This is a genomic window from Streptomyces endophytica, from assembly GCF_026153355.1.
Taxonomy (GTDB): Bacteria; Actinomycetota; Actinomycetes; order Streptomycetales; family Streptomycetaceae; genus Streptomyces; species Streptomyces endophytica.
In genome coordinates, this window is sequence record NZ_CP110636.1 from 5,357,841 (window position 1) to 5,382,141 (window position 24,301).

Here is a 24,301-nt window from a genome sequence, read left to right on the forward strand (position 1 = left end):
GGCCGTGATGGTCAATCCCGCCGGGCGACGGCGCGGGCGGGGTGCACGGCCTCGGCGAGTGCCCGGAAGTCGCGCTCGTTGCGGTCGGCGTAGGTTTCGGCGAACTCCGCCATGGCCCGGTCGAAGACGTCCCCGCCGCCCAGGTAGGCCGCGATGGCGATCCGGTCGCCGGACCGGGCATGGGCACGGGCCAGCGTCGCGCCGCACAGCTCGCCGTAGAGCCGCATCCGGTCGGGCGGCATCCGGTCGGTGCGGATACTGCCCTTCCAGTCGTGCAACTGCCGTACGTAGAAGTCGCGTTGGCGCCCGTCGATGCCGGTGACGCGTTCCCAGCCGAGGAAGATGTCGCTGACGGCCTGCATCAACTGCTGTCCGTGCACCACGCGTTCGCCTTCGTTGGCGTACGCCGTCGGGCCCGTGTAGGGCGCCAGGACCGACGGGTCGGCCTCCTTGGCCTGGAGGAACAACGGATCGTCGTCGTCCCTGCCGAGCAGCAGCACGATCCAGCAGCGGGTGCCCACACTGCCGACGCCCACGACCTTGCGGGCGGCGTCGGCCATCCGGAACTGCCCGAGGAGGTGCCGGCGGTCGGCGGGGAGGCTGTGGCCGTAGCGTTCGATGAGGCGGCGGAGGTGGCCTTCGAGTTCGGCGCGGTGGGTACCGGTCAGCAGGTCGCCCAGCGGGACGATCAAGGGCGGGTCGGCGGCGATCCGACGGGTGCCGTCGACGACCTCGGTGAGCCGCTCGAAGGACTGCAGGTGGTCCCGGCTGCGCGCGGTCTCCAGGGTCCGGGCGAGCCGGCGGCGGCCGCGCGCGCCGAGCCGGTCGGCGAACAGCACGCGCAGGTGATCGGTGTCGGACTGCGCGTACCAGACATCGAGGTTGCGCATGCCGGCGAAGCCGCGCATCGTCTGCCGGTAGGAGCGGACGGTGGCACGGACGACGTCCCGGCGCTGCGCGGCCGCGAAGCCGTTGTCGCGGCCCGCGATCGCCATACTGGCGGCCAGCCGCTCGACGTCCCACTCCCACGGGCCGGGCAGGGTCTCGTCGAAGTCGTTGACGTCGAAGACCAGATGGCGTTCGGGCGAGGCGTACAGCCCGAAGTTCAACAGGTGGGCGTCGCCGCACAGCTGGGTCTCGATCCCGGTGCGGGGGCGGGTGCCGAGGTCCGCGGCCATCAGGGCCGCGGCGCCGCGGTAGAAGGCGAAGGGCGACTCCAGCATCCGCTCGTAGCGGACGGGGACGAGGTCCGGCACGCGTCCGGCGCTCTGCCGGTCGAGGACGTCGACCGGAGCGGGCCGGTCCGGCCCGGGCTCGAACTCGGCGTGGGACGAGCGCGGTACGCGTTCACGCGCCGCCTTGCCGCGCCTGGCGCGTTCGGCAGGTGTCGGGTGGGGTGCGTCCGTCCTCATGGCCCGTCCCTTCCCTCCTCGGCCAGCCGTGACCGCTGCCGTACGAACCAGGCACCCGCGGCCAGCAGGGAGGCCGCGAAGAGCACGAGCAGGGCGGTGCCCCAGAATCCGCCGACGACCCGCACCCCGGCCAGCACGACCGCGGCGGCGGCCAGGAAGGGCACCACGGTCAGGGCGAGGAAGCGCAGGACGGCGGCGATGCCGATCGCCCGGGGCACGCGGGTGATGCGGCGCCGGTGCCTGACCCGGTCCCCGGTGGCCCCCGGCGTGTAGTACTGCACGGCCTTCGCACCGAGCCGCAGGCAGTTCTGCCGGTAGAACCACGCGAGGGCCGGCACCCAGATCAACGGCAGCACCATGCCCACGAGGAAGAGGCCGCCGATCAGGGCCGTCGACAGCACCCGCTGGAGTCTGCTCGGCTTCTCCCCGCCCCCCGTGATGCCGAGGATCGCCGCCATCCTGACGAGCAGGGACCACCGGGTCCGGCGGGGAAGCCGGCCCCGGCCGCCCTGTGGATGGCGCGGCACCTCGGGCAGGGCGGCCTCGGCCGCCTCGGTCGAGGGGTAGACGTCCTGCAGGACCAGCAGGTCCGCCACGCGGCGTTCGTTGCGGGGGTCCTGTCCGGCGAGCGCGGCCAGTTCGAGGATCATCTGGGCCTGGGAGAGCAGCGCCGCCACGAAGCTGACCGGCATGAGGACCACGAAGGGCCCGCCGAGCACGGCGCCGCCGGCGATCGACATCCGCGTTCCGTGGGCGACGGCGTCCCCGGCGAGCTCGTCGTCCCCGGCCTCCGGTTTGTGCTGCTTGCGCCGGGCCATGGCGGCGGCGGCCCGCGGACCGAACCGCCGCACCGCGAAGAAGGCCAGTTGCTCGGGCATGTGCTGGGGTCGGCCCAGATCATCGGCAACAGCGCCTGGGCCTGCACGATCACCGAGTCGTCCGGCCGGGCCGGCCGCGACCGGTCGGTGGTCCGTCTGCCGCCGTTCATCCGGCTCCAGTTCCTGCGCGCTCTCCGTGACGCCGGGCCCGCTGCTCAGCCGTGGTGGTGGACTGGCCTGTGGTGCGGGCCCGGCAGGTGGACGGCTGGTGCGGTCCGCCGCCACTGGTACGGCCTGCACCCGGCGGCACTGCCACTCTGCGTGCCGCCCGCCCGGCCTGCCTCACCCGTTGCGGGTGACGGTGCCGACTGCACCGGGCCGCCACCATGAAGCCACGACCACCGGCGGCGAGCCGCTGGGGACACCGGCCGCGAGCCCGCGGGCCCCACGAGAAGCCCGGAAGACGCCACGAGCCCAGGAGGTGCCATGAGACGTGTCGCCGCGCCCGGACGGGTGGCACAGCGCTGGAGCGCGCGGTTGGCGATCGTGGCGGGCGTCGGCGCGACGGTGCTCCTGCTGTCCGTGGCGGGGCTCCGGAGCCTCGTACTGGTGGCCCTGGGGACGGCCGGCCTGGCGGTTTCGGTGGCGGCCGGATGGTGGGCGCTGTCCCGCCGGGGGTGGCGCGCGGGGTGGCGCTGGTCCTGGCCGTGCTGGCGCCGGTGGCGGTGCTCGTGTCGTACGTGGCGGCGCGTCTGCTCTGGCTCGTGCTGGTCTCGTTGGCGCTGTGGGTGCTGGCCGCCGCGGCGGGCTGGGCCGCGCTGCGGGCGGATGCCGTCGCGCGGGCGTCCCCCGGCCGTCCGGTGCGGCCGCCCGAGCGCGCCTGCCTCCTGATGAATCCGCGCTCCGGTGGCGGGAAGGTGGGGCGTTTCGGGTTGCGGGAGAAGGCTGAGGCGCTGGGCGCGGAGGTGCTGCTGCTCGACGCCGCCCACCACGGGGACGTGGCCGGGCTCGCCCGCGACGCCCTCGCCCGTGGGGCCGACCTGCTCGGAGTGGCGGGTGGTGACGGCACGCAGGCTCTGGTGGCGGCCGTGGCCGCGGAGCACGACGTGCCGTTCATGGTGATCCCGGCCGGGACGCGCAACCACTTCGCGCTGGACCTGGGGCTCGACCGGGACGACCCGTCGCTGAGCCTTGAGGCGCTGACCGACGGGGTGGAGTTCCGGGTGGACCTCGGCGGGTGGGGGGACGGGCCTTCGTCAACAACGCGTCCTTCGGTGCGTACGCGGAGGTCGTGCAGAGTCCGGCATACCGCGACGACAAGGTCGGCACGCTGCTGCGGCTGCTGCCCGATGTGCTGACCCATCAGCACGGTCCGCGGCTGTCGGTCAGCGCCGGGGACGTCGGTGTCGACGGGCCGCAGGCCGTGCTGGTCAGCAACAACCCGTACCGGGTCGGTGATCGTGCGGGGCTGGGCCGGCGCGACCGGCTCGACGGTGGTGTGCTCGGCATGCTGTGCGTGACGGTCGACAGTGCGGTCCAGGCGGCCGGTCTGCTGCGCGGCCGGCACGCGCAGGGGCTGGTCTCGGTGACCGCCGAGGCGCTCGTGGTCGACGCCGACCGGCCGGAGGTGCGGGTCGGCGTCGACGGCGAGTCGCTGGCGCTGCCCACTCCCGTGCGCTGTGTCTCGCAGCCGGCCGCGCTACGGGTCCGGGTGCCCCGGCACCGTCCGGGCGTCCCGCCGGCGCGGCCGCGGCTGGACTGGCGGCGCCTGGGCACCCTCGCCCTCCCCGCGGGCCGTGGGTCAGCCGCCGGCTGAGCGGGCGGCCCCTCCGGCCGGCAACTCCGCCGGCAGCCGGCGGGTGAACGGGAAGGCGACGAGCGGGATGGCCGCGGCGGCCAGCACGGCGGCCTTGAGGCTGTTCAGCTGTGCCGTGGCGTAGGAGTCGACGAGCGCATCGGTTTCGGACGGCGGCAGCCCGGCGTGTTCCGCCGCCGCGCGCACCTGGTCCGTGCTCACGAAGCTGACCCCGGCCTCCATGGCGATGCCGGCCTGGTGGCGTGCCGCGTCGGAGATCTTCGGGTTGTCCTCGATCTGCGTGGTGAAGGCGCTGACCAGGGCGCCGATCAGCAGGGATCCGATGAGCGCGGTACCGAGGGACGACCCGAGGTTCTGCGCGGTGTACTGCAGGCCGCCCGCTTCACTGCGTTCGGTCTCCCCGACGCTGGACTGGGTGATGTTGCCCAGCTGGGAAGCGAGCAGTCCCATGCCCAGGCCGAGGACGGCCATGGCCAGGCCGAACGAGAGGTTGTCGATCCGGGGCTCGATCGTCGCGAGGAGCCACCCGGCCGCCACGACGAGCACGAGCAGACCGCAGCGCACCACGGTGCGGGGTGCGGCGATCCGGCCGAGCAGCGGGCCGGCCATGGCGGACAGCAGCATGGTGACCGACACCGGCAGCAGGCGGACCCCGGTCTGGAAGGCGTCGAGGCCCTGGACGACCTGGAGGTACAGGGGGATGACGAAGAACAGGCCGAGCAGGACGAGGTTCTGGCAGAGCAACATGGTCAGGCCGGAGCGCAGCGGCGGTACGGCGAACAGGGACAGCCGGACCAGCGGGCTCCGTCCGCGCTCCTGCGCCCGCCGCACCCAGGAACAGAACAGCCACAACAGGACGGCCCCGGCGGCGATGACGAACAAGGTCGGGGCGAAGCCGAACAGGGTGAAGGGAGGATTGCGCGGCTTCAGCCATCCCCAGGAACTGCTCTGCAGCACGCCCAGGACGACGAGGGCCAGCCCGGCCGCGGACAGTGCCACGCCCACCGCGTCCAGCTTGGTGCGCGGCCCCGGCTCCGGCGGGGCATCGGGGATCCACCGGACCACGCACAGCATGGCGACGACCACCACGACCTCGCCGGCGAAGACCAGCCGCCAGGTCAGATACGTCGTCACCCACCCGCCCAGCAGCGGCCCCACCGCGATGCCGGCACCGGCCAGGCCGCCGATGACGCCGTAGGCGACCGACCGCTCCCTGCCCCGGTAGGCGCCGGCGACGAGCGCGGCGAGGGCCGGGAGGACGAGCGTGGCGCCGAGCCCCTCGATCACGGACCAGCCCAGGGCCAGCACCCACAGCGACGGTGCCAGCGAGGTGAGGGCGGAGCCGACCGCGTACACGATCAGTCCGACGGTGAAGACCCGGCGGCGCCCGAACGCGTCGCCGAGCTTCCCGCCCGTGATCATGAAGGCGGCCATGACCAGGGTGTAGAGCGTGATGACGGCCTGGATCGCGGTGACCTCGGTGTCGAAGTCCTCGACCAGCCTGCTGATGGAGACGTTCATCACCGACGTGTCCAGCACCATCAGGAACTGCGCCGTCCCGAGCACGATCAGGGCTCGCCATCGCTGCACGCCTGCACCTCTCCGCGTTCCGGTGCTCCCCGATGAGGGGCGAGCGACTCCTGATCGCACCCTAGAGCCGTCCGGTGCCCCACGCTCCCTTGGCCAGGGGGCGTGTCACCCGACCGGCCAGGCCCACCGCACGGCCGTCGTGCGATCACCGGCCGGTGGTGGCGAAGATGGAGGTGCAGGGACATGACGGGTTCGCCGGGACGGCCGGGCCCGGCGTGGTGGACGGAGTGGTGGACGGGTGCGGAGCGGGGGCCGCCGGGCCTGTCGCACGGTGGTGATCGGATGGCTTCGACCGGACGCGCGCTCCCGGACGCCGGTCCGCCCGCGACGCTGCCCTGGTCCGGCGATCCCCTGCTCGACGCCAAACTGACGGTGCCGGCCGCCCCGCGGGCCCACGTCCCAAGACACCGGCTGCTCGACGGGCTCAGTGCGGGCGCCGCCGGGCCGCTGACCCTGGTCACCGGCCCGGCAGGCACCGGAAAGACCACCCTCGCCGCCGCCTGGGCGCGGAGCGGCGGGCCGCCCGGCCCGGTCGCCTGGCTGACGCTCGACGCGTACGACCGCACGCCGGGCGTCTTCTGGAGCTACGTCGTGGAGGCCCTGCGGCGGGCCCTCCCCCGGCTGCCCGACGGCATCGGGATGCCCTCCTCCCCCGGCGAGGCCGGCACCTCCCTGCTCACCCGGCTCGCCGCCGCGACGGAGCGGCTGCCCGCACCCGTGGTCCTGGTCCTCGACGGTTTCGAGAAGGTGGCGGGCCGGCGCGTCCCGGCCGGTCTGGAGTTCCTCCTCGACCATGCCGGGCCGCTGTGGCGACTGGTCATCACCAGCCGTGTCGATCCCCTGCTGCCGCTGCACCGCTACCGGGCAGAGGACCGGCTCACGGAGGTCCGGGGCGCCGACCTGGCCTTCACCCCGCACGAGACGGCCGTACTGCTGCGCCGGCACGGTCTCCGGCCGCCCGACGACGTCGCGCAGGCCCTCACCCGGCGCACCGAAGGGTGGGCCGCCGGGCTGCGCCTGTGCGTCCTGGCCATGTGCCGGACCGGCGATCCGGCCGCGTTCGTCCGCTCGTTCGTCCGCTCCGAGCAGGCCGTGTCCGGCTATCTGCTCGCGGAGGTGCTCGACGCCCAGTCCGCCGCCACCACGGAACTGCTGCTGCGCACCAGCGTGCTCGACCGCATCCACCCGGATCTGGCGAACGCCCTCGGCGGCGGGGGTGACGCGGAGGCGATCCTGGCCCGGCTCACGCACGACAACGCCTTCGTCGAGCCGGTGCCCGGCACCACCTGGTGCCGGGTCCACCCCCTGTTCGCGGAGGTACTCCGCACCCAGCTGCGGATCCGGCACCCCGGTCTCGCCCCGCGCCTCCATGCCCGCGCCGCCCGCTGGCTCGCCGGGGCGGACCGTGTCACGGAGGCGCTGGAGCACGCCGCGGAGGCCGGGGACTGGCCGTACGGCGCCTCGCTCGCCGTCCATCAGCTGCTGGTCGGGACCCTGCTCGCCACGTCGGAAGCCGAGCGTGTGGAGGGCGCGTTCGCCCGTATGCCCTCGTCCGTGCCGGGGGACGAACCGGCCCTGGTGGCCGCCGCCTGCCGGCTGGCGCAGCAGGACCGCGCGGGCTGCCGTACGCACCTCGCCGGGGCCGAACGGGAGAGGGCCCAGCGACAGCTGCCCGGGCAGGGCACACAGCCCGACCCGGAGGTCGCGCTCACCCACGTCCTCCTCCGCCTGCTGTGCGGGCCGGAGGGAAGCCGGCGACCGGAGCACGGCCGGCGCGGTGACGGAGACGACCGGCGGCTCAGGGCAGCCGAGGAGGCCGCCCGGGCCGCCTCGGACCTGCTGCGGCGGCTGCCGCTAGGGCTGGTCCGGGCGCATCCCGAGATCGAGGCGCTGCGGCTGCACGGGCTGGCCCGGGCGTTCCTCGGTGCCGGTCGCCTCGGCGAGGCCCGCCGCCTCGCCGCCGAGGCCGTCGACGCCTGCGCGACCGAGGCGACCCTGCCGCTGCGCCACCGGGCGCTGGGCCTGCTCGCGCTGGCCGAGAGCGCCGAGGGCGCCCTGACGTCCGCGGAGGACCACGCGCTGCGGGCACTGGCCCCGCCGACGATCAAGTCATCGCCCCGGAACGGTGCTCGGGGGCCGGTTGTCTCGCTCTGGCCGTGGTCGCGCTCGAACGGGACGAACACGACGGCCGGGAGGTCGCCCACCGCCGCCTCGAACAGGCCCTGGCCTGCCCCGACGTGCCCGACGACCCGGTCCTGGCCGCCGAGGCAGCCGTCCTGCGTTCCCGCCTGGAGCTGTCGTGCGGGCGCTGGCAGGCGGCCCTCGACGCGCTCCCCGCCCCGGGAGCCGCCGACGAGCCGTGGCCCGCCCAGCGGCTCGCCCTCACCCGCGCGGTCGTGGAGCTGGCCCGCGGGGACCACCGGGCCGCCGTCGCCGCCGTGCACGACGTCCCCGCCGACGGACCGGCGCCCCTCATCACTCTGGCCGGCGCCCACCTCGTCGCCGGGCGCCCGGACCGGGTCCGTCAGCTGCTGGACCGTGCCGGCGGCTCGGCGGACCTGAGCCTGCCGGACCGGGTGGCCCTCCAGCTGGTACGCGCCCATGCCGCCGTATTGGCGGACGACCGGACGACCGCTCGGCAGCTGCTCGTCGACGCGCTGGACGCCGCCCGGCCCGAGCGGCTGCGCCGGCCCTTCACCGACGCCGGCCCCTGGCTGCGCCATCTGCTGGGCGGCATCGACGGCGCCACCACCGCACCGGCCCGGGGCGCCTGGCTCGCGGCACGGGGCGGCGCGGCCCTCCGCGGCCCGGTGCATTCCCTCAGCAGCCGGGAACGCGAGGTGCTCGGGTGCGTGCAGCGGATGATGACCGCCGACGAGATCGCCGACGAGCTCCGCCTCTCCGTCAACACCGTCAAGACCCACCTGCGCAGCGTCTACCGCAAGCTGGGCGTCTCCCGGCGCCGGGACGCGGTGGAGCGGGCCAGGGAACTGCACGTGCTCTGACGCCGTGCCGGTCCGCCGGGTCCCACCTGTTCCGGGTGGTGGCGTCGTCCGCCGCCGGCCGCACGCTGCTGCTGAAGGTGCCCCAGCGGTGGGGAGCGACACGACCATGCGCTACGAATTCCGGGTGACCGGCGATGTGTCCCGTCTCCTGTCCGAGGCGTTCCCGGAACTGGAGACGGAACCGGTCACCCGGCAGACGCTGTTCTTCGGCACGGTCACGGACGAGGCCCATCTGTACGGGCTCCTCGCCCGCTTCCAGGACCTCGGGCTGCGGGTCGAGGAGATGCGCCGCCTGCCGGAATGAGGGAGCCTGCCCGGGAGGAGGGCCCCGCCCGCTCCCACCCGGGGCAGCGGGCCCGTACCCTCCGGTCCGCGAGCGCGGCCCGGCAGCAGGAGAGGCGCGGTGAACGTCCTGCAACCCACGCTGACGAAGGTGCCGTGGATCCTCGCGGCGCTGGTGCTGGCGGCCGGCGTACTGCTGGATCTCTTGGCGCCCGAGCCGTACACGGGGCTGCCGCTGCTGGCCGCCGCCCCGCTCATCGCGGGCGCCACGCTGTCCTTCCGCTCCGCGTTCGCCGTCGTGTGCGTCACCTGCGTGGTCTCGGTGGCGGTGGACGTCGAACGGGAGCGCCCGGCGACGCCGTTGCTGGTCGATCTGGCCGTGGTCGGGCTGATCGGTGTGCTGGCCCTCGTGGTCAACCGGCTCATCGTGCGGCAGGGCCGCGATCTGGCGCGGGCCAGGGATGTCGCGGAGGCGGTCCAGCGGGCGGTGCTCCCGCACCCACCGCGGGAGGTGGGCCCGTTGGCCGTGGCCGCGGGGTACACGGCGGCACAGGCCGAGGCGCGGATCGGTGGCGATCTCTACGCGGTGCAGCAGACGCCCTTCGGGGTGCGGATGATCATCGGGGACGTGCGGGGGAAGGGGATCGCGGCCGTCGCCGCCGTGGCGGTGGCGATCGGGGCGTTCCGCCAGGAGGCCGAGTACGCCTCCACCCTGGCCGCGCTGTCGCACCGGATGGACGAGGCGCTGGCCAGGGAGGCGGCCCGGAGCGGCCCGCTGATCTCGACGGAGGGCTTCACCACCGCCGTGCTGGCCGAGGTCTCCGCCGACGGTGCGGCGCTGAGCCTGGTGAACCGCGGTCATCCACCGCCGTACCTGGTGTACGGCGGCCGGATCGTGCGGCTCGACCCGACCGCCCCGCAACTGCCCCTCGGGGTGGGACTGGGTGACCTCGCCCCGGCCGGCTCGGCGTCGGTCGATGTGGTGCGGCTGCCCCCGGGCGCGTCGCTGCTGCTGGTGACCGACGGCGTCACCGAGGCGCGGGACCGCCACGGCACGTTCTACGACCCCGTCGACTCCGAGCGCCTCCAGCGGCGGTTCGAGGACCCCGACGAACTGGTGGAGGTCCTGACGGACGACGTCGGCCGCTGGACCGAGGGCGTGCACGCGGACGACATGGCCATCCTGGTGGTCACCCGGCGCGGCCGCGCCGCCTGACGGCCGCGGACGACGGCGGACGACGTCACACGGTGAACACGAGACTGACGTTGTGTCCGCCGAAGCCGAAGGAGTTGGCGAGCGCGGCGTGCCACCGGCCGGTCCGGTTCTCGCCGCGTACCACGTCCAACTCCACCCGGGGATCGAGCCGTTCGAGGTTGCGTACGGCCGGTGCGACACCGTCCCGGAGGGTGAGCAGCGCCGACAGGGCACCCACCGCGCCGGAGGCGCCGAGCATGTGACCGGTCATCGACTTGGTCGCGGTGACCGGGGCGTGGTCCCCGACGGCGAGGCCGATGGCCCGCGCCTCGGCCAGGTCGCCGGACTCGGTGGAGGTGGCGTGCGCATGCACGTGGCCGATGTCCCGGGGGCTCACCCCGGCGTCCCGCAGCGCGGCGCCGATGGCATGGACCTGGCCCTCCGCGTTGGAGGCGGTGATGTGGTCCGCGCTCGACGTGATGCCGGCACCGGCCAGCGTGCCGTAGGCGCGGGCCCGCCGGGCGCGGGCGAACTCGGCGCGTTCCAGCACCAGCACGCATCCGCCCTCGCCCATGACGAAGCCGCTGCGGGCCTCGTCGAAGGGCCGGGAGACGGACTCGGGGTGCTCGTGCTGCGGGGAGAGGGCCTTCATCTGGGCGAAGGCGGCGAGGGTGAAGGGGTGCAGGCACGCCTCCACCCCGCCGGCGACCACCACGTCCGCCCGGTCGGCACGGATCAGGTCCAGCGCCATGGCCAGTGCTTCGGCGCCCGAGGCGCAGGCACTGACCGGGGTGCGGGCGCCGCCCTTGGCGCCGAGGTCCATGCTCACCCAGGCGGCCGGGCCGTTGGCCATGAGCATGGGGACCGCGAACGGCGAGAGCCGGCGGGCGCCGGACGTCTCGAAGAGGTCGTCCTGGCCGAGGGTGGTCAGCATGCCGCCGGTCCCGGTGCCGATGACGACGGCGAGCCGTATCGGGTCGACGTCCGGGGCGCCGGCGTCCTGCCAGGCCTCACGGGAGCTGACCAGCGCGATCTGCTCCACGCGGTCCAGCTTCCGCGCCTCCGGCCGGGGCAGCGCGGCCGCCGGGTCGTCGGAGAGCTTGGCGGCGACGTGGACCGGGAGGTCCGCGGCCCACTCCTCGTTCAGGGCCTGCACGCCGGACTTCCCCGCCAGCAGGCCCGCCCAGGTCGACGGCGCGTCACCGCCCAAGGGCGTCATCGCACCGACACCGGTCACCAGCACCTGATCCATCGCGGTCATCCCGCTCCTCCCAAGGGCATAGGAAACGCACAAGGTCTGCAACGACCTGCTTCGAGCATGCCAGTGTCTGAGCAGCGAAAAGATCGGCAAGTGGGCTGATTCGACGGCCTCGGAGTTGTGGGACCCTCACAAGATAGGTCCAGACAAATACCGGGCAGGAAGGCGCGGGGAGAACGGCCGGCTACCGAGCCCGCAGGGCGTCGACGGCGATGCGGGCGGCCGTGCCGATGACGGCGTCGGCCGCGGGCAGGGTGGCGGCGGTATGGGCGGTGCGGGTGAAGACGGCGACGGCGTAGCGGCCGCCGTCGGGGTACTCGACGACGCCGACTTCGTTGCGCACGGTCGGCAGACTGCCGGTCTTGCCCGCCACGTGCACGTCGTCGAAGGGGAAGCCGGAAGCCATGCGGTGCGGCCAGACCTGCAGGCCGAGGATGCGGCGGATGGCGGCGCCGTGTTCGGGGGTGCAGGCCTCGTCGCGCCAGACGGCGCCGAGCAGGCGGGTCATGTCGCGCGGGGTGCTGCGGTTGGTGCGCGCCGGGTCCAGGGCCCGGAGCCGGGTGATGACGTGCGGGTCGGTCAGCGCCCGGGCGCCGTCGGGGCCGGCGTCCGTGCGTATGGTGGCGAGGAGTTCGCCGAAGGTGTGGACGGCGTGCGTGCCGCTGAGGCCGAGGCGTTGGGTGGTGCGGTTGACGGCGGCCAGGCCGACGCGGCCCAGCAGGAGGTCGGCGGCGGCGTTGTCGCTGACCGCCATCATCAGGTACGCGACATCGCGCACGGACATCCGGACGGGGTCGAGCATCGCGGCCAGTCCGGTGGGGCCCGCGGTGCGCCCGGCCGGCGGGCACTCGACGGGTTCGCCGAGGTCCAGAGCGCCGGTGGCGGCCAGTTGGTGCAGGGTGACGAGCAGACAGAGCTTGTGGACGCTGGCCGTGCAGACCAACTGGTCTGCGCCCGTGCCGAGTTGTGCGCCGGAGTCGATGTCGAGGGCGTGCAGCCAGCCGGTGACGCCGGCTTCGGCAAAGGCCGCCTCGATGCGGGCGGGGGTGTCGGTCACAGCCAGTACTCCGATGCCGGGCGAAGGTGCAGCGGGCGCGGGGCCGTCTCGGCCCGCGCACCGGCGGTGGTGCGCAGCGCGTGCGTGGCCGCGTCCGCGAACGCGCCGACCGCGGCGTCACCACGGCCCTTCGGCCAGGCGACGGAGTGCCGCCAGGCCAGCGGGGCACCGGCCAGCGGACGCCACACGACACCCGATCCGGCGTCCGCGCTCCGGTCGCGGACGTCCGCGGGCTGGGTGTCGTACGGGCCGAAGGCCACCGCCCCGGCCGACAGGACCAGGCCGCGGACGAAGCTCGCGCCCTGGCCGTGCCGGACGGCGGCGGGGGTGAAGCCGTTGCGGGCGCAGGTGGTCAGCAGGTCGTCGTAGAGCGCCGGGGCGCTGGTGCGGGGGAAGAGGATCAGGTCGTACCCGGTGAGCGAGGCGAGCGGCACCTCGTCGAGCGCGGCCGCGGCGGCGCTGCGCGGCAGCAGGACGCCCAACTCGCGGCGCAGGACCGGGCCCAGCTCCAGACCGGTGACGTCGCAGGGGTGGTGGATGACGCCGACGTCCAGGTCCTGCGAGGCGAACCGGGCGAGTTGCTGAGCCGTGGACAGCTCGTGCAGTTCCAGTTCCAGGCCGGCATGGTGCCGGGGGAAGTCCGCCAGCACCGCGGCGACGGTCTCGCCGGCGAGGTCGGGCAGCAGGGCGACGCGCAACAGGCCGGTCTCGCCGTCCCGGATGCGGCGGGCGGTGGCCATGAACGCCTCGGAGCGGGCGAGGAGTTCCCGCGCCTCGGCCAGCAGCAGCGTCCCGGCTTCGGTGATCGTCACCTGCCGGCTGGTGCGCTCGAACAGCCGGACCCCAACTCCCGCTCCAGCCGCTGGATGCGCTGGGAGAGCGGCGGCTGGGCAATGCCGAGCTCGGCCGCGGCACGGCCGAAGTGTGACTGTTCTGCAACAGCCACGAAGCACTCCAGATGCCGAACCAGGTCCATGGCCAGCGATCATATCGAGAATTGATCGATCCGAGATCGATATCGGTCTTGGACAGGATGCGGTGGGCATTGCTGTCCTCGGGACATGGATGCCTTCCCCACACCGCGCCGCGGCCGCGCCGTCCGCGCCTGGTCCCTCGCCCTCGCCCTGCTGCTCGGACCGGCACTCGCCGGTTGCGGTGGGACCGGGCAGCCGGCGTCACCGACCAGGGCCGCCGACTCCCCGACCCCAAGACCGACGCCACCCATCGGCAGTTGCGGGTGGACGGCCGTACGCGGGAGTACCTGCTGCACCGCCCCACCGCGCCCGGCGGCCGGACCCGGCCCCTGGTCATCGCCTTCCACGGCCGCGGATCCACCGCCTCGTACCTGCGCGAGCAGAGCCGCCTGGACGAGGACGCCAGGGCCCGCGGCATGCTGATCGCCTATCCCGAGGGCCTGGGCAAGCTGTGGGGCGCCGGCACCCGGGCGACCGGGCGGCGGCCGGACCCGGACCTCGACGTGCGGTTCACCAAGGCGCTCATCGCCGAACTGGTGCGCACGGAGCGGGCCGACCCCAAGCGGGTCTATGTCGTCGGGTTCTCCAACGGCGGCTCGATGGCCCTGCGCGTGGCGGCCCAGAGCCCCGAGCTGCTGGCGGGAGCGGCCGCGGTGTCCGGCGAACTCCCCACGGGCGACGCCGCGGTCAAGCCCACCGGACCGGTGCCCCTGATGATCATTTACGGTGCCGCCGACCGCGTGCGCCCGCTCGCCGGAATGCCCCACCCCTCCCCCGCCCCCGCCGGCGAGGAACCGGTCACCCCGACCATGTCGGCCCGGGACAGCGCCGCCGCGCGTTCGCGGCCGCGGGCGGGGCGACCACCTCGGCCAAGACGAAGGCCGAAGCGGGTTACGACCGCACCGTGTGGCGTCTCAAGGCCCCCGGAGCGACCGTCCAGCTCCTCGTCATGCACGACGCGGGGCATGCCTGGCCGGGCTCGCGCATCAAGCCGCCGGCGGGCTTCGGGCCCACCAGCACCGCGCTGAACGCGACCAGCACGATCCTCGATTTCTTCCACCTCTGAAGAACGGCGGCCGGCTCGCCCGGCCCGCCGCACCCTCCCCACCACCCTGCCAGCCAAGGACTTTCCGATGCCCCGATCCGGATCCGGCGCCCCCGCCACCACCCGCCGTCGCACACCGCGCCCCGTGGTGCGCACCGTCACGTCGGTGGCGGTGGTGAGCGCGGTCGTCGTGGGCGGGTCCTACGCGGCCGGGCTCGGCCCCTTCGCCCGGGGCGCCACCGAGCCCGAGCCCGCGGCTCTGGCCCAGGCCCATGCGTTCCTCGCGGACTGGGCCGCCGGGCGCCTGCCGGACGCTGCCGGCCGCACCACCAGTCCCACTACGGCGCAGCACGTGCTGCGGAACTTCACCGCCGGGCTCGACATACGCCGTCCCACGCTCACGGTCGCGGCGACGCCCACCCAGGCCGATGACGACACCGTCGACGTCCCCTTCACCGCCACGATGCCCATAGCCGACCTGGGCACCTGGACCTACCGGTCGAAGCTTCCGCTGCGCCAACAGGGCGACGGCAGCTGGAAGGTGGACTGGTCGCTGTCGGTCGTCCACCCTCGGCTGAACGGGGTCAAGAAGTTTCACCTCGAACGCGAGGCCCCGGGCACCACCCCTGACGTCACCGACCGCAAGGGCGCGTCCCTGTCCGGCGCCAGGTTCCCCTCGCTGAGCCCCGTTCTGAACCAGCTCGGCACCGGTACGGGCGGCGGTGCCCCGCGCGGGGCGATCCAGCTCGTCGACCGGGCCACCGGGAAGGTCGAGCGCACGGAAGCCACCTTCGGGAAAAAACCCGGCCGGCCGGCCCGCCGGCCCGTCCGTACGACGCTGGACGCCACCTGGCAGGCCGCCGCGGAGAAGGCCCTCGCCACCGGCGCCCACGGCAGGAACGCCTCGCTCGTCGCCCTCCGGATCGACAACGGCGAGATCCTCGCGATGGCCAACTCCCCGTCGTCCGGCTTCAACCGTGCCGTCTCGGGCACCTATGCGCCCGGCTCCACGTGGAAGATCGTCACCAGCAGCGCCCTGCTGCTCAAGGGCGCCGTCGCACCCGCCGACGTCGTCGACTGTCCCAAGTACCTCACGGTGGGCAAGGAGTTCCACAACGTGGAGACGTCCGAACACCGCAACGCGACCTTCCTGAAGGACTTCACCGAGTCCTGCAACACCGCGTTCATCAGCCTGCGCGGGAAGCTCGGCAACCGGGAACTGGGCGACGTCGCCGGCAAGTATTTCGGCGTCGGCCAGAAGTGGCACGTCGGCATCGCCTCGTACGACGGGTCGGTGCCGGAGCCGCGTGACGAGACCGAGAAGGCCGCCTCGATGATCGGGCAGGGCAGGATCCAGGCCAACCCGCTGATCATGGCGTCGGTCACCGCCACCGCGGTCTCCGGCACCTTCCACCAGCCCTCGATCACCCACGGGAATCAGGACTCGACGACCACCACGCCGCTGCCGCGCAAGGTCGTCACCCAACTCCGCGCGATGCTGCGCACCACCGTCACGGACGGCACGGCCCGGGTCCTGTCCGGTCTGCCCGGCGAGATCGGCGCGAAGACCGGCACCGCGGAGATTTCCGACGAAGAACCCAACAACGGCTGGCTGGCGGCCTATCGCGGCAATGTCGCCGTCGCCTGCATCGTCGAACAGGGCGTGACCGGCGGCGGCTCGGCCGGTCCCGTCATCCGCGACCTGCTGACCGCCGTTCCCACCGATCCCTCATGACGGCAGCGGCGAGCCGACGTCGACGTCCGTGACCGAACGGGCGGCCCGCGGCCGCTCCGTAGGCACATCGATGCTCGCGTTCACGTCCTGTTCAGGTAGGCCAGGACCGCGAGGACGCGGCGGTTGCTGTTGTCGTCGTCGGTGATGCCGAGCTTGCCGAACATGGAGGTGGTGTATTTGCTGATGGCGCTGTCGCTGAGGAAGAGGCGCTGGCCGATGGCCTGGTTGGACAGACCTTCGGCCATCAGGCCCAGCACGGAGTGTTCGCGTTCGGTGAGCCGTTCCAGGCGGCGGGGCGAGGAACCGCTGGAGAGCAGTTTGGCGATGACGGCGGGGTCCATCGCCGTTCCGCCCCCGGCAACACGTTCCAGGGCATCGATGAACTGATCGGCGTCGAAGACGCTCTCCTTGAGGAAATAGCCGATGCCGCCGGCGCCGTCGGCCAACAGCTCGCGGGCATACAGCTGTTCCACGTGCTGGGACAGGATCAGGACCGGCAGCCCGGGCAGTTCACGGCGGGCGGCGAGGGCCGCCCGCAGACCCTCGTCCGACTGCGTCGGCGGCATGCGGACGTCGACGACGGCGACGTCCGGCCGCCACGACAACAGCGCGTCGAGCGTCTCGGGTCCGGTGGACGCGGTCGCCACCACCTGGTGTCCGTATGCCTCGATGAGGCGGACCATCCCGTCGCGCAGGAGGTAGAGGTCTTCGGCTACAACGATTCGCATGGCACGACCATTCTCGCGCAGGTCGGACCGCCCGCCGGACTGCTGATCTCCAGGGTGCCGTCGAAGACCGCGAGCCGGCGGCGCAGCCCGTCGAGTCCACCGCCGGCGCGCTCACCGGCTCCGCCGCGGCCGTCGTCCGCCACCTCGACGACCAGGTCGGTGCCGTCCAGGGCGAGGGAGATCCGGGCCCGGGTCGCGCGGGCGTGCTTGACCGCGTTGGTCAGCAGTTCGGCGACACCGAAGTACACGGCGGACTCGATCGGCGGGTCCAGGCGGAGCTGGAGGTCGGCGCCGACGTCCGCTGCCAGCGGGCTGTCCAATGCGAGGGCGCGCACGGCGTCGACGAGCCCCCGCTCGTTGAGCACCGGCGGGTTGATGCCCCGGACCAGTTCGCGCAGCTCGGTCAGTGACGTGGCGGCGCCGGCCCGTGCCTCCCGCATCAGCGCCTTGGCCCGGTCAGGGTCGGTCTCCATCAGCTTCTCGGCGGTCGCCAGGGAGAGCCCGAGCGAGACCAGACGGGCCTGCGCGCCGTCGTGCAGGTCCCGCTCGATCCGGCGGATCTCGGCGGCCTGCGCGATGGTCGTGTCCGCGCGCTGGGCCGTCAGCTCGTCCACCCGGTCCGCCAGCGCCCTCGCGGGCGACGGGCGCAGGAAGCGGACGGCCACCGGCTCGACGGACCGCCAGGCGTACGGGGCGCCCACGACGGCCACCGCCAGGCCGAGCATCCCGGCGAGGCGCACGAGGAGCTCCGACCGGCCGAGGCCGAGGACCGCCGCCGCGAGCCCGGCCGGCGGGACGGCCGCCAGCACGCCCATGGTGAGCGGCGCGATCACCATGAACCGCAGGTCGCGCCAGGTCGCGGGATCGCTCCACCAGAGCCGCCACCGCTGCTCCTGGCGGGCGTCCCGGCTGCTGCGCCGGTAGGAGAACCCGTTCCACCAGTATCCGGTGGACATCCGCACCACCGGCTCGGACTGCCGGTACCCGGCGGGGATGACGGTGCCCGTCCACCGAGCGACGAGCCGGCGGACCGTCCGGGACAGCGGCCGGGACACGGCGAACGTGCCGATGGCCGCCCACACGAACACCGCCGTCCACGCCCACGGGTTCCCCGCCCACCAGACCCCCAGCACGACGGCCGCCCACACGGCCGGCACCAGCATGCTGACGGCCACCACCACGCACGCCCGGACGAACCCCACCCCGGCATCCGCCGCCCACGACCCCAGTTTTCGCATGACCATCCCTTGTCGCTTCTCCTCGCCAGTGCTCCCACTGTGCGCTGCCCACAGCCTGATCCCCGCCAGATCGGCCCGGTAGTGGGTCTGGCCCCACTCACCAGTACGTCCAGGCTCATACCGCGCCGCTCGTGCGCTCCCTAGCGTCGACACCATGACGACGACACGCAGCACGAACTCCAGCAGCACGCAGGACAGCAGCACGCACGACATGGGCACCACCGGCCGCTCCACGGCCGCGACGGCTCACCTCCACCACCCGCGCACGCAGCGGGTCTTCGGCACGGCGAAGAACCTCGTCGCGGCCTACGGTGCGCTCAGCGCGGCCGTCCTCATCACGGTCGCCGTCCTGGCGCTCACCGGACACGCGGTGACCTCGTTCATGTGGGGCCGCTCGGGCGGGGTGCTCGCGAGCGCCGCGGTGATCTACTGGATGACCGTACTCGCCGCGCGGGGAACCCGATGGGCCTATCTGCGGGTGCGCATCCTCTCGGTCCTCATGCCGATCGTGATCGTGGGCATCGACATGATCCCCGGCATCTGCCCGCTCTGGTTCGCCCTGATCCAGGCCGCCTCCGCCGTCCCCCTCGCCGCGGCCGCTTTCCTCAGCAACGGGCCTCAGCTGCGCGCCGCCTTCCCCAAGGGCGCGTAGCAAGGGCTCTTCCGGCAACGCTGCCGGGCCCCACGTCCGGCACCGTTGCCGTGCCGCACCGGACGTGGGGCCCGCTCACCGGGTGCTCAGGAGGAGCCGGCGGGGAGCGTGGCGCGGACGGTGCGGGCCGCGGTGACGAGGTTCTCCAGGGAGGCCCGCACCTCGGCCCAACCGCGGGTCTTCAGGCCGCAGTCCGGATTGACCCACAGCCGCTCGGGCGGGAGAGCCGCCAGTCCCTTGCGCAGCAGGGCCGCCGCCTCGTCGGCCCCGGGGACGCGCGGCGAGTGGATGTCGTAGACGCCGGGCCCGGCCGCGCGGGAGTAGCCGGCCCCGGCGAGTTCGCCGGCGATCTGCATGTGGGAGCGGGCGGCCTCCAGACTGATGACGTCGGCGTCGAGGTCCTCGATGGCGGCGAGGATGTCGCCGAACTCGGCGTAGCACATGTGGGTGTGGATCTGCGTGTCCGGGCGCACGCCACCGGTGGTCAGCCGGAACGCCTCGGTGGCCCAGGCCAGATAGGCCGGGCGGGCGCCGGCGCGCAGCGGCAGGGTCTCGCGCAGCGCGGGCTCGTCGACCTGGATCACCGACGTCCCGGCCTCCTCAAGGTCGTTGACCTCGTCGCGCAGGGCCAGGGCGACCTGCCGGGCGGTGTCGGCGAGCGGCTGGTCGTCGCGGACGAAGGACCAGGCGAGCATGGTGACCGGGCCGGTGAGCATGCCCTTGACGGGGCGCTCGGTGAGTGACTGGGCGTACGTCGTCCAGCGCACGGTCATGGGTTCGGGACGGGCGAGGTCACCGGCGAGGATCGGCGGGCGGACGTAGCGGGTGCCGTACGACTGGACCCAGCCGTGCCGGGTCGCGAGGTAGCCGGTGAGCTGCTCGGCGAAGTACTGGACCATGTCGTTGCGTTCGGGCTCGCCGTGCACCAGGACGTCGAGCCCGGCCTTCTCCTGGAAGGAGATCACTTCCTGGATCTCGGCCTCGATGCGCTCCTCGTAGGCGACGGCATCGATCCGCCCGGCCCGCAGGTCCGCCCTGGCGGTGCGCAGTTCGCCGGTCTGCGGGAAGGAGCCGATGGTGGTCGTCGGGAGCAGCGGCAGCGAGAGGTGGGCGCGCTGCGCGACGGCCCGCCGGTCGTACGGCTGCGAGCGGCGGGTGTCGCGGTCCGTGACGGCCGCGGCCCGGGTGCGTACGGCGGGGACGCGGGTGATCGGCGAGGCGGCACGGGCGGCCAGGTCGGCCCGGTTGGCGGCCAGTTCGGCGGCGATGGTTTCCGTTCCCCGGCCGAGGCCGCGGGCCAGGGTGACGACCTCGGTGGTCTTCTGCCGGGCGAACGCCAGCCAGCGCAGGATCTGCGGGTCGATGTCGTGTTCGGCGGCGGTGTCGAGGGGGACGTGCAGGAGGGAGCAGGAGGCGGCGACATCGACGTGGCCGGCGAGTCCGAGGAGGGTGCCGAGGGTGGACAGCGACTTCTCGAGGTCGTTGATCCAGACGTTCCGGCCGTTGACCACGCCGGCCACCAGCCGCTTGCCGGGCAGTCCGCCGGCGGCGGCGAGGTCGTCGAGGTTCCCGGCCGCGGCCCCGGTGAAGTCCAGCGCGAGTCCGTCCACCGGGGTGCCGGCGAGTACGGGCAGGGCGTCGCCGAGCCGGTCGAAGTACGAGGCGACGAGCAGTCGGGGCCGGTCGGTCAGGCCGCCGAGACCGTCGTAGGCCCGCCCTGCGGCATGGAGCTCGGCGGGGGTGCGGTCCTGCACCAGCGCGGGCTCGTCCAGCTGCACCCACTCCGCACCGGCGGCCCGCAGATCGGCGAGCACCTCGGCGTACACCGGCAGCAGCCGGTCGAGCAGGGTCAGCGGGTCGAAGTCCGCGGCCACCCCGGGCGCGGGCTTGGCCAGGAGCAGATAGGTGACCGGGCCGACCAGCACCGGGCGGGGGCGGTGGCCGAGCGCGAGGGCCTCGCGCAGCTCGGTGACCTGCTTGCCGGAGTCGGCGCGGAACACGGTGTCGGGGCCCAGTTCAGGCACCAGGTAGTGGTAGTTGGTGTCGAACCACTTGGTCATCTCCAGCGGCGCCACGTCCTGCGTCCCGCGCGCCATGGCGAAGTAGCCGTCGAGGGGGCATCCCGCGCTCGGCCGAGGCCGGGAGCTGGGGGAAGGGGCCGCCTCGACGGCGGCGCGGTGACGTTCGGGAACGGCACCGACCATGACGGTGGTGTCCAGCACGTGGTCGTAGTACGAGAAGTCCCCGGTCGGCACCTCATGGATCCCGGCGTCGGCCAACTGCCGCCAGTTCGCCCGGCGCAGCTCCTCCGCGGTCCGGCGCAGCTCACCGGCGGTGACCCGGCCCTTCCAGTACCCCTCGACGGCCTTCTTCAGCTCCCGGCCCCGGCCCTGCCGGGGGTAGCCGTACACGGTGGCCCGAACGGTCCCGGCCGCGGACCGCCCGGCCCCGGTCCCTGTCGCTGTCTCGGTCACAAGAAACTCTCCTTCGCGAGTTTGTCTCCCACAGATCCCGGAGACGGAGCGGGGGCGCGAAGGACGAACGAACCGGACGGAGCAGCCCAGGATTTCAGCAACGGCGAGCCACTGTCCGATCTGTACGCCGACCCGCCTCGAAGGTCACCGGAATGTCCGCACGCGATCCCTCACGTGCGGGCAACGGGCAGGTCTTCGGACTCGCGGGCACGTCCACCGATGGAACTCGGGCAGGCGGACACCTACTGGCCGTCGCTTCCCAGACCCGTCCGGGCCCAGTGCGTATGACGGCAATCGTTCCCACTCACCGCTGCGGGGCAGTCCCGGAATCCCACCGGGTTCCCTCTTACGACGCGCCTGTCCGGCGGACAGGGCGAACCAGCTGCCCGACCAGCCTAACGCCTCCTCGGTGGCTGGTGGCCCGTCGCGGCCGGTCGGTATTCGGTGAGCAGGAGGGCGATGTCGTCGGCGCGGTAGGAGGAGCGTTGGGCGTGCTGGAGGAGTCGGTCGGCGAGTTCGTCCAGGGAGTCGGCGCGGGCGTGGGCCAGGGAGCTGCGGAGGTGGTCGATGCCCACGTCGATGGGGGTGCCGCGCTCTTCGACCAGGCCGTCGGTGTAGAGGGCGAGGGCGGAGCCGGGTGGGAGGTCGACGGGGGTGGGCGGGTAGTGGCTTGCGTGGTCCACGCCGAGGAGGGGGCCGGTTTCCAGGTCCAGTACGTCGGTGTGCCCGTCGGGATGGCGGAGCAGCGGCGGTGGGTGGCCGGCGCGGACGGCCCAGGCGCGGTGGCCGGCCGGGTCGAGGTGGAGGTAGCAGCAGCTGGCGAGGAGGCCGGAGCCGAGGTCGATGAGGGTGCGGTTGGCGCCCGCCAGGACGTCGCCCGGGGCGTGCCCCACGGCGACGAACGCCCTCACCGCGCTGCGTAGTTGGGCCATCGTGGCGGCGGCCGCGATGCTGTGCCCTCGACGTCCCCGATGACCAGGGACACGCCCTCGGCGGCCGGGATGACGTCGTACCAGTCCCCGCCGATGTCCATGCCGCTGGTGCAGGGGAGGTAGCGGGCCGTCGTGCGCAGGTCGGGGAGGACGGGCAGCCGGTGCGGCAGCAGGGCCTGTTGGAGGCCGCGGGCGAGGGCGAATTCGGAGTCGTAGAGCCGGGCGCGTTCCAGTGCCTGGGCGATCAGGCCGGCGAGCGCGGTCAGGACGCTGCGGTCCTTGGCCGTGAAGTGGTGGATCTCGTCGAAGCCGAGGACGCAGGTGCCGGCGGGGCGGCCGGAGGCGATGAGCGGGAGGTACGCCCAGGAGTTCACGCCGCCGATCGGGATGCCGGGATAGCCCTCGGAGAGGCTCTGCTGGGACTCGATGAAGAGCGGGATGCCGGAGGTCAGGGTCTCCGTGCCGGGCAGGGGTGCGTGCAGCGGCATGCCGTCCAGCCAGTCGAGGAAGCCCTCGTGGTGGCCGGTGTGGAAGATCAGGTGCATCGTGCCGTCACGGACCGCGTAGAGGGCGAGTTGCTGGCCGCCGAAGGCCGGGAGGAGTTGGTGGGCGACGACTTCGCAGACCTGGTGGGTGGTGACCGCCTCGGTCAGCGCACTGCCCAGTTGCAGCACGTGGTACATGACGCCCAGGCGGGCCGGTGCGGCGGCCACGGTGGCGGAGGGGGCCGGCGGGGTCGGCGCCGCGGCCGGCGAGGCCGGCTGTGGCGGTGCGGTCGCGGTGGGCGGCTCGGCGAGGTCAGCGGCTTCGTCGGGGCGTCCGGTGGGGACGACCCGGCCGGTGACGCCGTTCGGGTCGGGGTGGAGGGAGAAGGTGAGCCACTGGTCGGGCGGGCGGCAGACGAGGAAGGACGTCGGCGTCTGCGAGACCATCGCGGACCGGTGCTGGAACTCGATCGCGGGATCGGACAGCCACGGCAGGGCGTCCCACAGGCACTGCCCGACCACGTCCTCGCCCCTGATGTCCAGCAACTGCTCCAGGCTGCGGTTGGCGTAGCTGACCCGGCCTTCGGGAGTGAGGGAGAACAGCCCGTCCCGCAGGCGCTCGACCGCCGCGGCGGCCGCGCGGCCGGCCCGCGCGTCGATGACCACCCCGACGAGGTGGGCGCGCGCCCGGTCGTCGTCCGGCAGATCGGGTACCCGGCCCCAGAGCACCACGCTGTGGTACCCCTCGCCGCTGCCGTGCCCCTCACCGGCGCCTTCCGTGCCACCGCCCGGCCCGGCGCCCGCACCCTCGCGCACGCGCAGGGTCCGGGACACGATCCGCCCCTCGGCGGCCGCCGTACGGGCCGCGGCGCGGAACGCCGCGCGGTCGCCGGGGTACAGACGGCCGGCGAGGGTCTCCACCCGTGCGTCGAAGGTTTCGGGATCGAGGCCGAAGATCGCACAGAACTCGTCGTCCGCGGTGAGGGTGCCGGCGGTCAGGTTCCAGTCGAACAGGCCGGCCCGTACGGCCGGGGCGGAGGGGGCCGGGGTCTCGACCGGGGCCGTGCGCGCATCGCCCTCCAGGGGGTCTCCGGTGCGGTCGCGGCAGGCCGCCAGGGAGGCGCCGAGGCGGTTGGCGAGGGCCCGCAGGTGGCGCCGCTGGGTCTTGGTCAGCCCGTCGCTGCCGGGCGGCGCGGCCCATACGACCGCGAGCGCACCGAAGGTCTCCCCGCCCGCGCCCACCGGTACGGAGCAGGAGCCGAAGGCGTACGGCAGGGCCACCGCGAGCTGGGGGAAACGGCGCATGGTCTCGTCGGCGTCGGCCAGGTGGATCGTGCGCCCGGAGCCGTACGCGACGGCGACCGGTATCGGGCTGCTCACCGGAATGAGGCTCCAGCCGCCCAGCAGGGACGGCGGCACCCCGCAGGTCGCGGCGAGCACCAGGGAGCGGCGGTCGCGGGAGCGCAGGAAGACGCTTCCGGCGTAGGCGCCCGCCCCCTGAACGGCCTTGACGACGGCTGCCGCCAGCAGGTCGTCGCGCTCCGCCGTCTCCTCGCGCACGGTCGACCGCCCCATGCTTCCAGTGTGCGCAGAGGCGGGCCCGGC

At 73.8% G+C, this 24,301-nt stretch carries 18 protein-coding genes, 2 pseudogenes and 1 riboswitch; of the genes and pseudogenes, 9 read left to right on the forward strand and 11 right to left on the reverse strand.

Annotation, left to right across the window (positions count from 1 at the left end):
• Window positions 1-11: 11 nt before the first annotated feature.
• On the reverse strand, window positions 12-1,412 hold the full coding sequence (locus OJ254_RS23850; RefSeq protein ID WP_265363977.1) for a DUF2252 domain-containing protein: 1,401 nt from the start codon (window positions 1,410-1,412) through the stop codon (window positions 12-14).
• Window positions 1,409-2,290 carry a hypothetical protein gene (locus tag OJ254_RS23855; protein WP_265363978.1) on the reverse strand — a complete coding sequence of 294 codons (882 nt, stop codon included), beginning with the start codon at window positions 2,288-2,290 and terminating at the stop codon, window positions 1,409-1,411. The genes OJ254_RS23850 and OJ254_RS23855 overlap by 4 nt, the downstream gene beginning before the upstream one ends.
• On the opposite strand from OJ254_RS23855, the gene OJ254_RS23860 reads away from it, so the two are divergent.
• Both OJ254_RS23860 and OJ254_RS23865 read left to right on the forward strand, forming a co-directional pair.
• Window positions 2,279-2,620 (forward strand): hypothetical protein, encoded by a 342-nt coding sequence (locus tag OJ254_RS23860; RefSeq protein WP_265363979.1) that lies wholly within the window; start codon window positions 2,279-2,281, stop codon window positions 2,618-2,620. The two genes, OJ254_RS23855 and OJ254_RS23860, sit on opposite strands and share 12 nt — an antisense overlap.
• 96 nt (window positions 2,621-2,716) lie before the next feature.
• Window positions 2,717-4,046, forward strand: a pseudogene (locus OJ254_RS23865) (diacylglycerol/lipid kinase family protein).
• Here OJ254_RS23865 and OJ254_RS23870 read toward each other — a convergent pair.
• Entirely contained in the window at window positions 4,032-5,636 is a 1,605-nt protein-coding gene (locus tag OJ254_RS23870; protein ID WP_265363980.1) for an MFS transporter, read from the reverse strand. The pseudogene OJ254_RS23865 and the gene OJ254_RS23870 sit on opposite strands and share 15 nt — an antisense overlap.
• 282 nt (window positions 5,637-5,918) lie before the next feature.
• Between OJ254_RS23870 and OJ254_RS31735 the strand changes: the two genes are divergently transcribed.
• The 4 genes from OJ254_RS31735 (at window position 5,919) to OJ254_RS23890 (ending at window position 10,139) form a co-directional block, all read left to right on the forward strand.
• Window positions 5,919-8,198 (forward strand): winged helix-turn-helix domain-containing protein, encoded by a 2,280-nt coding sequence (locus OJ254_RS31735; RefSeq protein ID WP_423835943.1) that lies wholly within the window; start codon window positions 5,919-5,921, stop codon window positions 8,196-8,198.
• Window positions 8,199-8,212: 14 nt separating this feature from the next.
• Window positions 8,213-8,641 carry a LuxR C-terminal-related transcriptional regulator gene (locus OJ254_RS31740; RefSeq protein WP_423835944.1) on the forward strand — a complete coding sequence of 143 codons (429 nt, stop codon included), beginning with the start codon at window positions 8,213-8,215 and terminating at the stop codon, window positions 8,639-8,641.
• A 106-nt stretch (window positions 8,642-8,747) separates the two neighbouring features.
• On the forward strand, window positions 8,748-8,945 hold the full coding sequence (locus OJ254_RS23885) for a hypothetical protein (protein ID WP_265365283.1): 198 nt from the start codon (window positions 8,748-8,750) through the stop codon (window positions 8,943-8,945).
• Window positions 8,946-9,044: 99 nt separating this feature from the next.
• Window positions 9,045-10,139: a PP2C family protein-serine/threonine phosphatase gene (locus OJ254_RS23890; RefSeq protein ID WP_265363982.1), complete on the forward strand. Its 1,095-nt coding sequence runs from the start codon at window positions 9,045-9,047 to the stop codon at window positions 10,137-10,139.
• 25 nt (window positions 10,140-10,164) lie between these two features.
• Here OJ254_RS23890 and OJ254_RS23895 read toward each other — a convergent pair whose 3' ends face one another.
• The 3 genes and pseudogenes from OJ254_RS23895 to OJ254_RS23905 all read right to left on the reverse strand — a co-directional run bounded on the left by OJ254_RS23895 (window position 10,165) and on the right by OJ254_RS23905 (window position 13,409).
• Window positions 10,165-11,379 (reverse strand): beta-ketoacyl-[acyl-carrier-protein] synthase family protein, encoded by a 1,215-nt coding sequence (locus OJ254_RS23895; RefSeq protein WP_265363983.1) that lies wholly within the window; start codon window positions 11,377-11,379, stop codon window positions 10,165-10,167.
• A gap of 181 nt (window positions 11,380-11,560) precedes the next feature.
• Window positions 11,561-12,433, reverse strand: coding sequence for a serine hydrolase (locus OJ254_RS23900; protein WP_423835945.1), 873 nt, complete (start codon window positions 12,431-12,433; stop codon window positions 11,561-11,563).
• Window positions 12,430-13,409, reverse strand: a pseudogene (locus OJ254_RS23905) (LysR family transcriptional regulator). Before OJ254_RS23905 ends, OJ254_RS23900 begins: the two are co-directional and overlap by 4 nt.
• 174 nt (window positions 13,410-13,583) lie before the next feature.
• Here OJ254_RS23905 and OJ254_RS23910 point away from each other — a divergent pair.
• Entirely contained in the window at window positions 13,584-14,435 is an 852-nt protein-coding gene (locus OJ254_RS23910; protein WP_265363984.1) for a CE1 family esterase, read from the forward strand.
• 105 nt (window positions 14,436-14,540) lie between these two features.
• Window positions 14,541-16,187, forward strand: a complete 1,647-nt coding sequence (locus OJ254_RS23915) for a penicillin-binding transpeptidase domain-containing protein (RefSeq protein ID WP_265363985.1) — start codon at window positions 14,541-14,543, stop codon at window positions 16,185-16,187.
• A gap of 80 nt (window positions 16,188-16,267) precedes the next feature.
• On the opposite strand, the gene OJ254_RS23920 is transcribed toward OJ254_RS23915, so the two are convergent.
• Both OJ254_RS23920 and OJ254_RS23925 read right to left on the reverse strand, forming a co-directional pair.
• Window positions 16,268-16,915 (reverse strand): response regulator transcription factor, encoded by a 648-nt coding sequence (locus tag OJ254_RS23920; RefSeq protein ID WP_265363986.1) that lies wholly within the window; start codon window positions 16,913-16,915, stop codon window positions 16,268-16,270.
• Window positions 16,900-18,153 (reverse strand): sensor histidine kinase, encoded by a 1,254-nt coding sequence (locus OJ254_RS23925; RefSeq protein WP_265365285.1) that lies wholly within the window; start codon window positions 18,151-18,153, stop codon window positions 16,900-16,902. The genes OJ254_RS23920 and OJ254_RS23925 overlap by 16 nt, the downstream gene beginning before the upstream one ends.
• Window positions 18,154-18,307: 154 nt before the next feature.
• Here OJ254_RS23925 and OJ254_RS23930 point away from each other — a divergent pair, with 154 nt between their 5' ends.
• Window positions 18,308-18,805 (forward strand): hypothetical protein, encoded by a 498-nt coding sequence (locus OJ254_RS23930; protein WP_265363987.1) that lies wholly within the window; start codon window positions 18,308-18,310, stop codon window positions 18,803-18,805.
• An 86-nt stretch (window positions 18,806-18,891) separates the two neighbouring features.
• On the opposite strand, the gene metE is transcribed toward OJ254_RS23930, so the two are convergent.
• The 3 genes from metE to OJ254_RS23945 form a co-directional block, all read right to left on the reverse strand.
• Window positions 18,892-21,279 (reverse strand): 5-methyltetrahydropteroyltriglutamate--homocysteine S-methyltransferase, encoded by a 2,388-nt coding sequence (gene metE / locus OJ254_RS23935; protein ID WP_265363988.1) that lies wholly within the window; start codon window positions 21,277-21,279, stop codon window positions 18,892-18,894.
• A gap of 169 nt (window positions 21,280-21,448) precedes the next feature.
• Window positions 21,449-21,677: riboswitch (cobalamin riboswitch) on the reverse strand.
• Entirely contained in the window at window positions 21,675-22,211 is a 537-nt protein-coding gene (locus OJ254_RS23940; RefSeq protein ID WP_265363989.1) for a PP2C family protein-serine/threonine phosphatase, read from the reverse strand. Its footprint overlaps the riboswitch before it by 3 nt.
• Window positions 22,187-24,271 (reverse strand): GAF domain-containing protein, encoded by a 2,085-nt coding sequence (locus tag OJ254_RS23945; RefSeq protein ID WP_265363990.1) that lies wholly within the window; start codon window positions 24,269-24,271, stop codon window positions 22,187-22,189. The genes OJ254_RS23940 and OJ254_RS23945 overlap by 25 nt, the downstream gene beginning before the upstream one ends.
• Between the last annotated feature and the right edge of the window lie 30 nt (window positions 24,272-24,301).

Excerpts from the sequence above, each read along its gene's own strand:
- OJ254_RS23850 (WP_265363977.1), bottom strand. The coding sequence starts at position 1,412 with ATGAGGACGGACGCACCCCACCCGACACCTGCCGAACGCGCCAGGCGC.
- OJ254_RS23855 (WP_265363978.1), bottom strand. The coding sequence starts at position 2,290 with ATGCCCGAGCAACTGGCCTTCTTCGCGGTGCGGCGGTTCGGTCCGCGG.
- OJ254_RS31735 (WP_423835943.1), top strand. The coding sequence starts at position 5,919 with ATGGCTTCGACCGGACGCGCGCTCCCGGACGCCGGTCCGCCCGCGACG.
- OJ254_RS23885 (WP_265365283.1), top strand. The coding sequence starts at position 8,748 with ATGCGCTACGAATTCCGGGTGACCGGCGATGTGTCCCGTCTCCTGTCC.
- OJ254_RS23895 (WP_265363983.1), bottom strand. The coding sequence starts at position 11,379 with ATGACCGCGATGGATCAGGTGCTGGTGACCGGTGTCGGTGCGATGACG.
- OJ254_RS23915 (WP_265363985.1), top strand. The coding sequence starts at position 14,541 with ATGCCCCGATCCGGATCCGGCGCCCCCGCCACCACCCGCCGTCGCACA.
- OJ254_RS23920 (WP_265363986.1), bottom strand. The coding sequence starts at position 16,915 with ATGCGAATCGTTGTAGCCGAAGACCTCTACCTCCTGCGCGACGGGATG.
- OJ254_RS23925 (WP_265365285.1), bottom strand. The coding sequence starts at position 18,153 with ATGCGAAAACTGGGGTCGTGGGCGGCGGATGCCGGGGTGGGGTTCGTC.
- OJ254_RS23930 (WP_265363987.1), top strand. The coding sequence starts at position 18,308 with ATGACGACGACACGCAGCACGAACTCCAGCAGCACGCAGGACAGCAGC.
- OJ254_RS23940 (WP_265363989.1), bottom strand. The coding sequence starts at position 22,211 with ATGGCCCAACTACGCAGCGCGGTGAGGGCGTTCGTCGCCGTGGGGCAC.
- OJ254_RS23945 (WP_265363990.1), bottom strand. The coding sequence starts at position 24,271 with ATGGGGCGGTCGACCGTGCGCGAGGAGACGGCGGAGCGCGACGACCTG.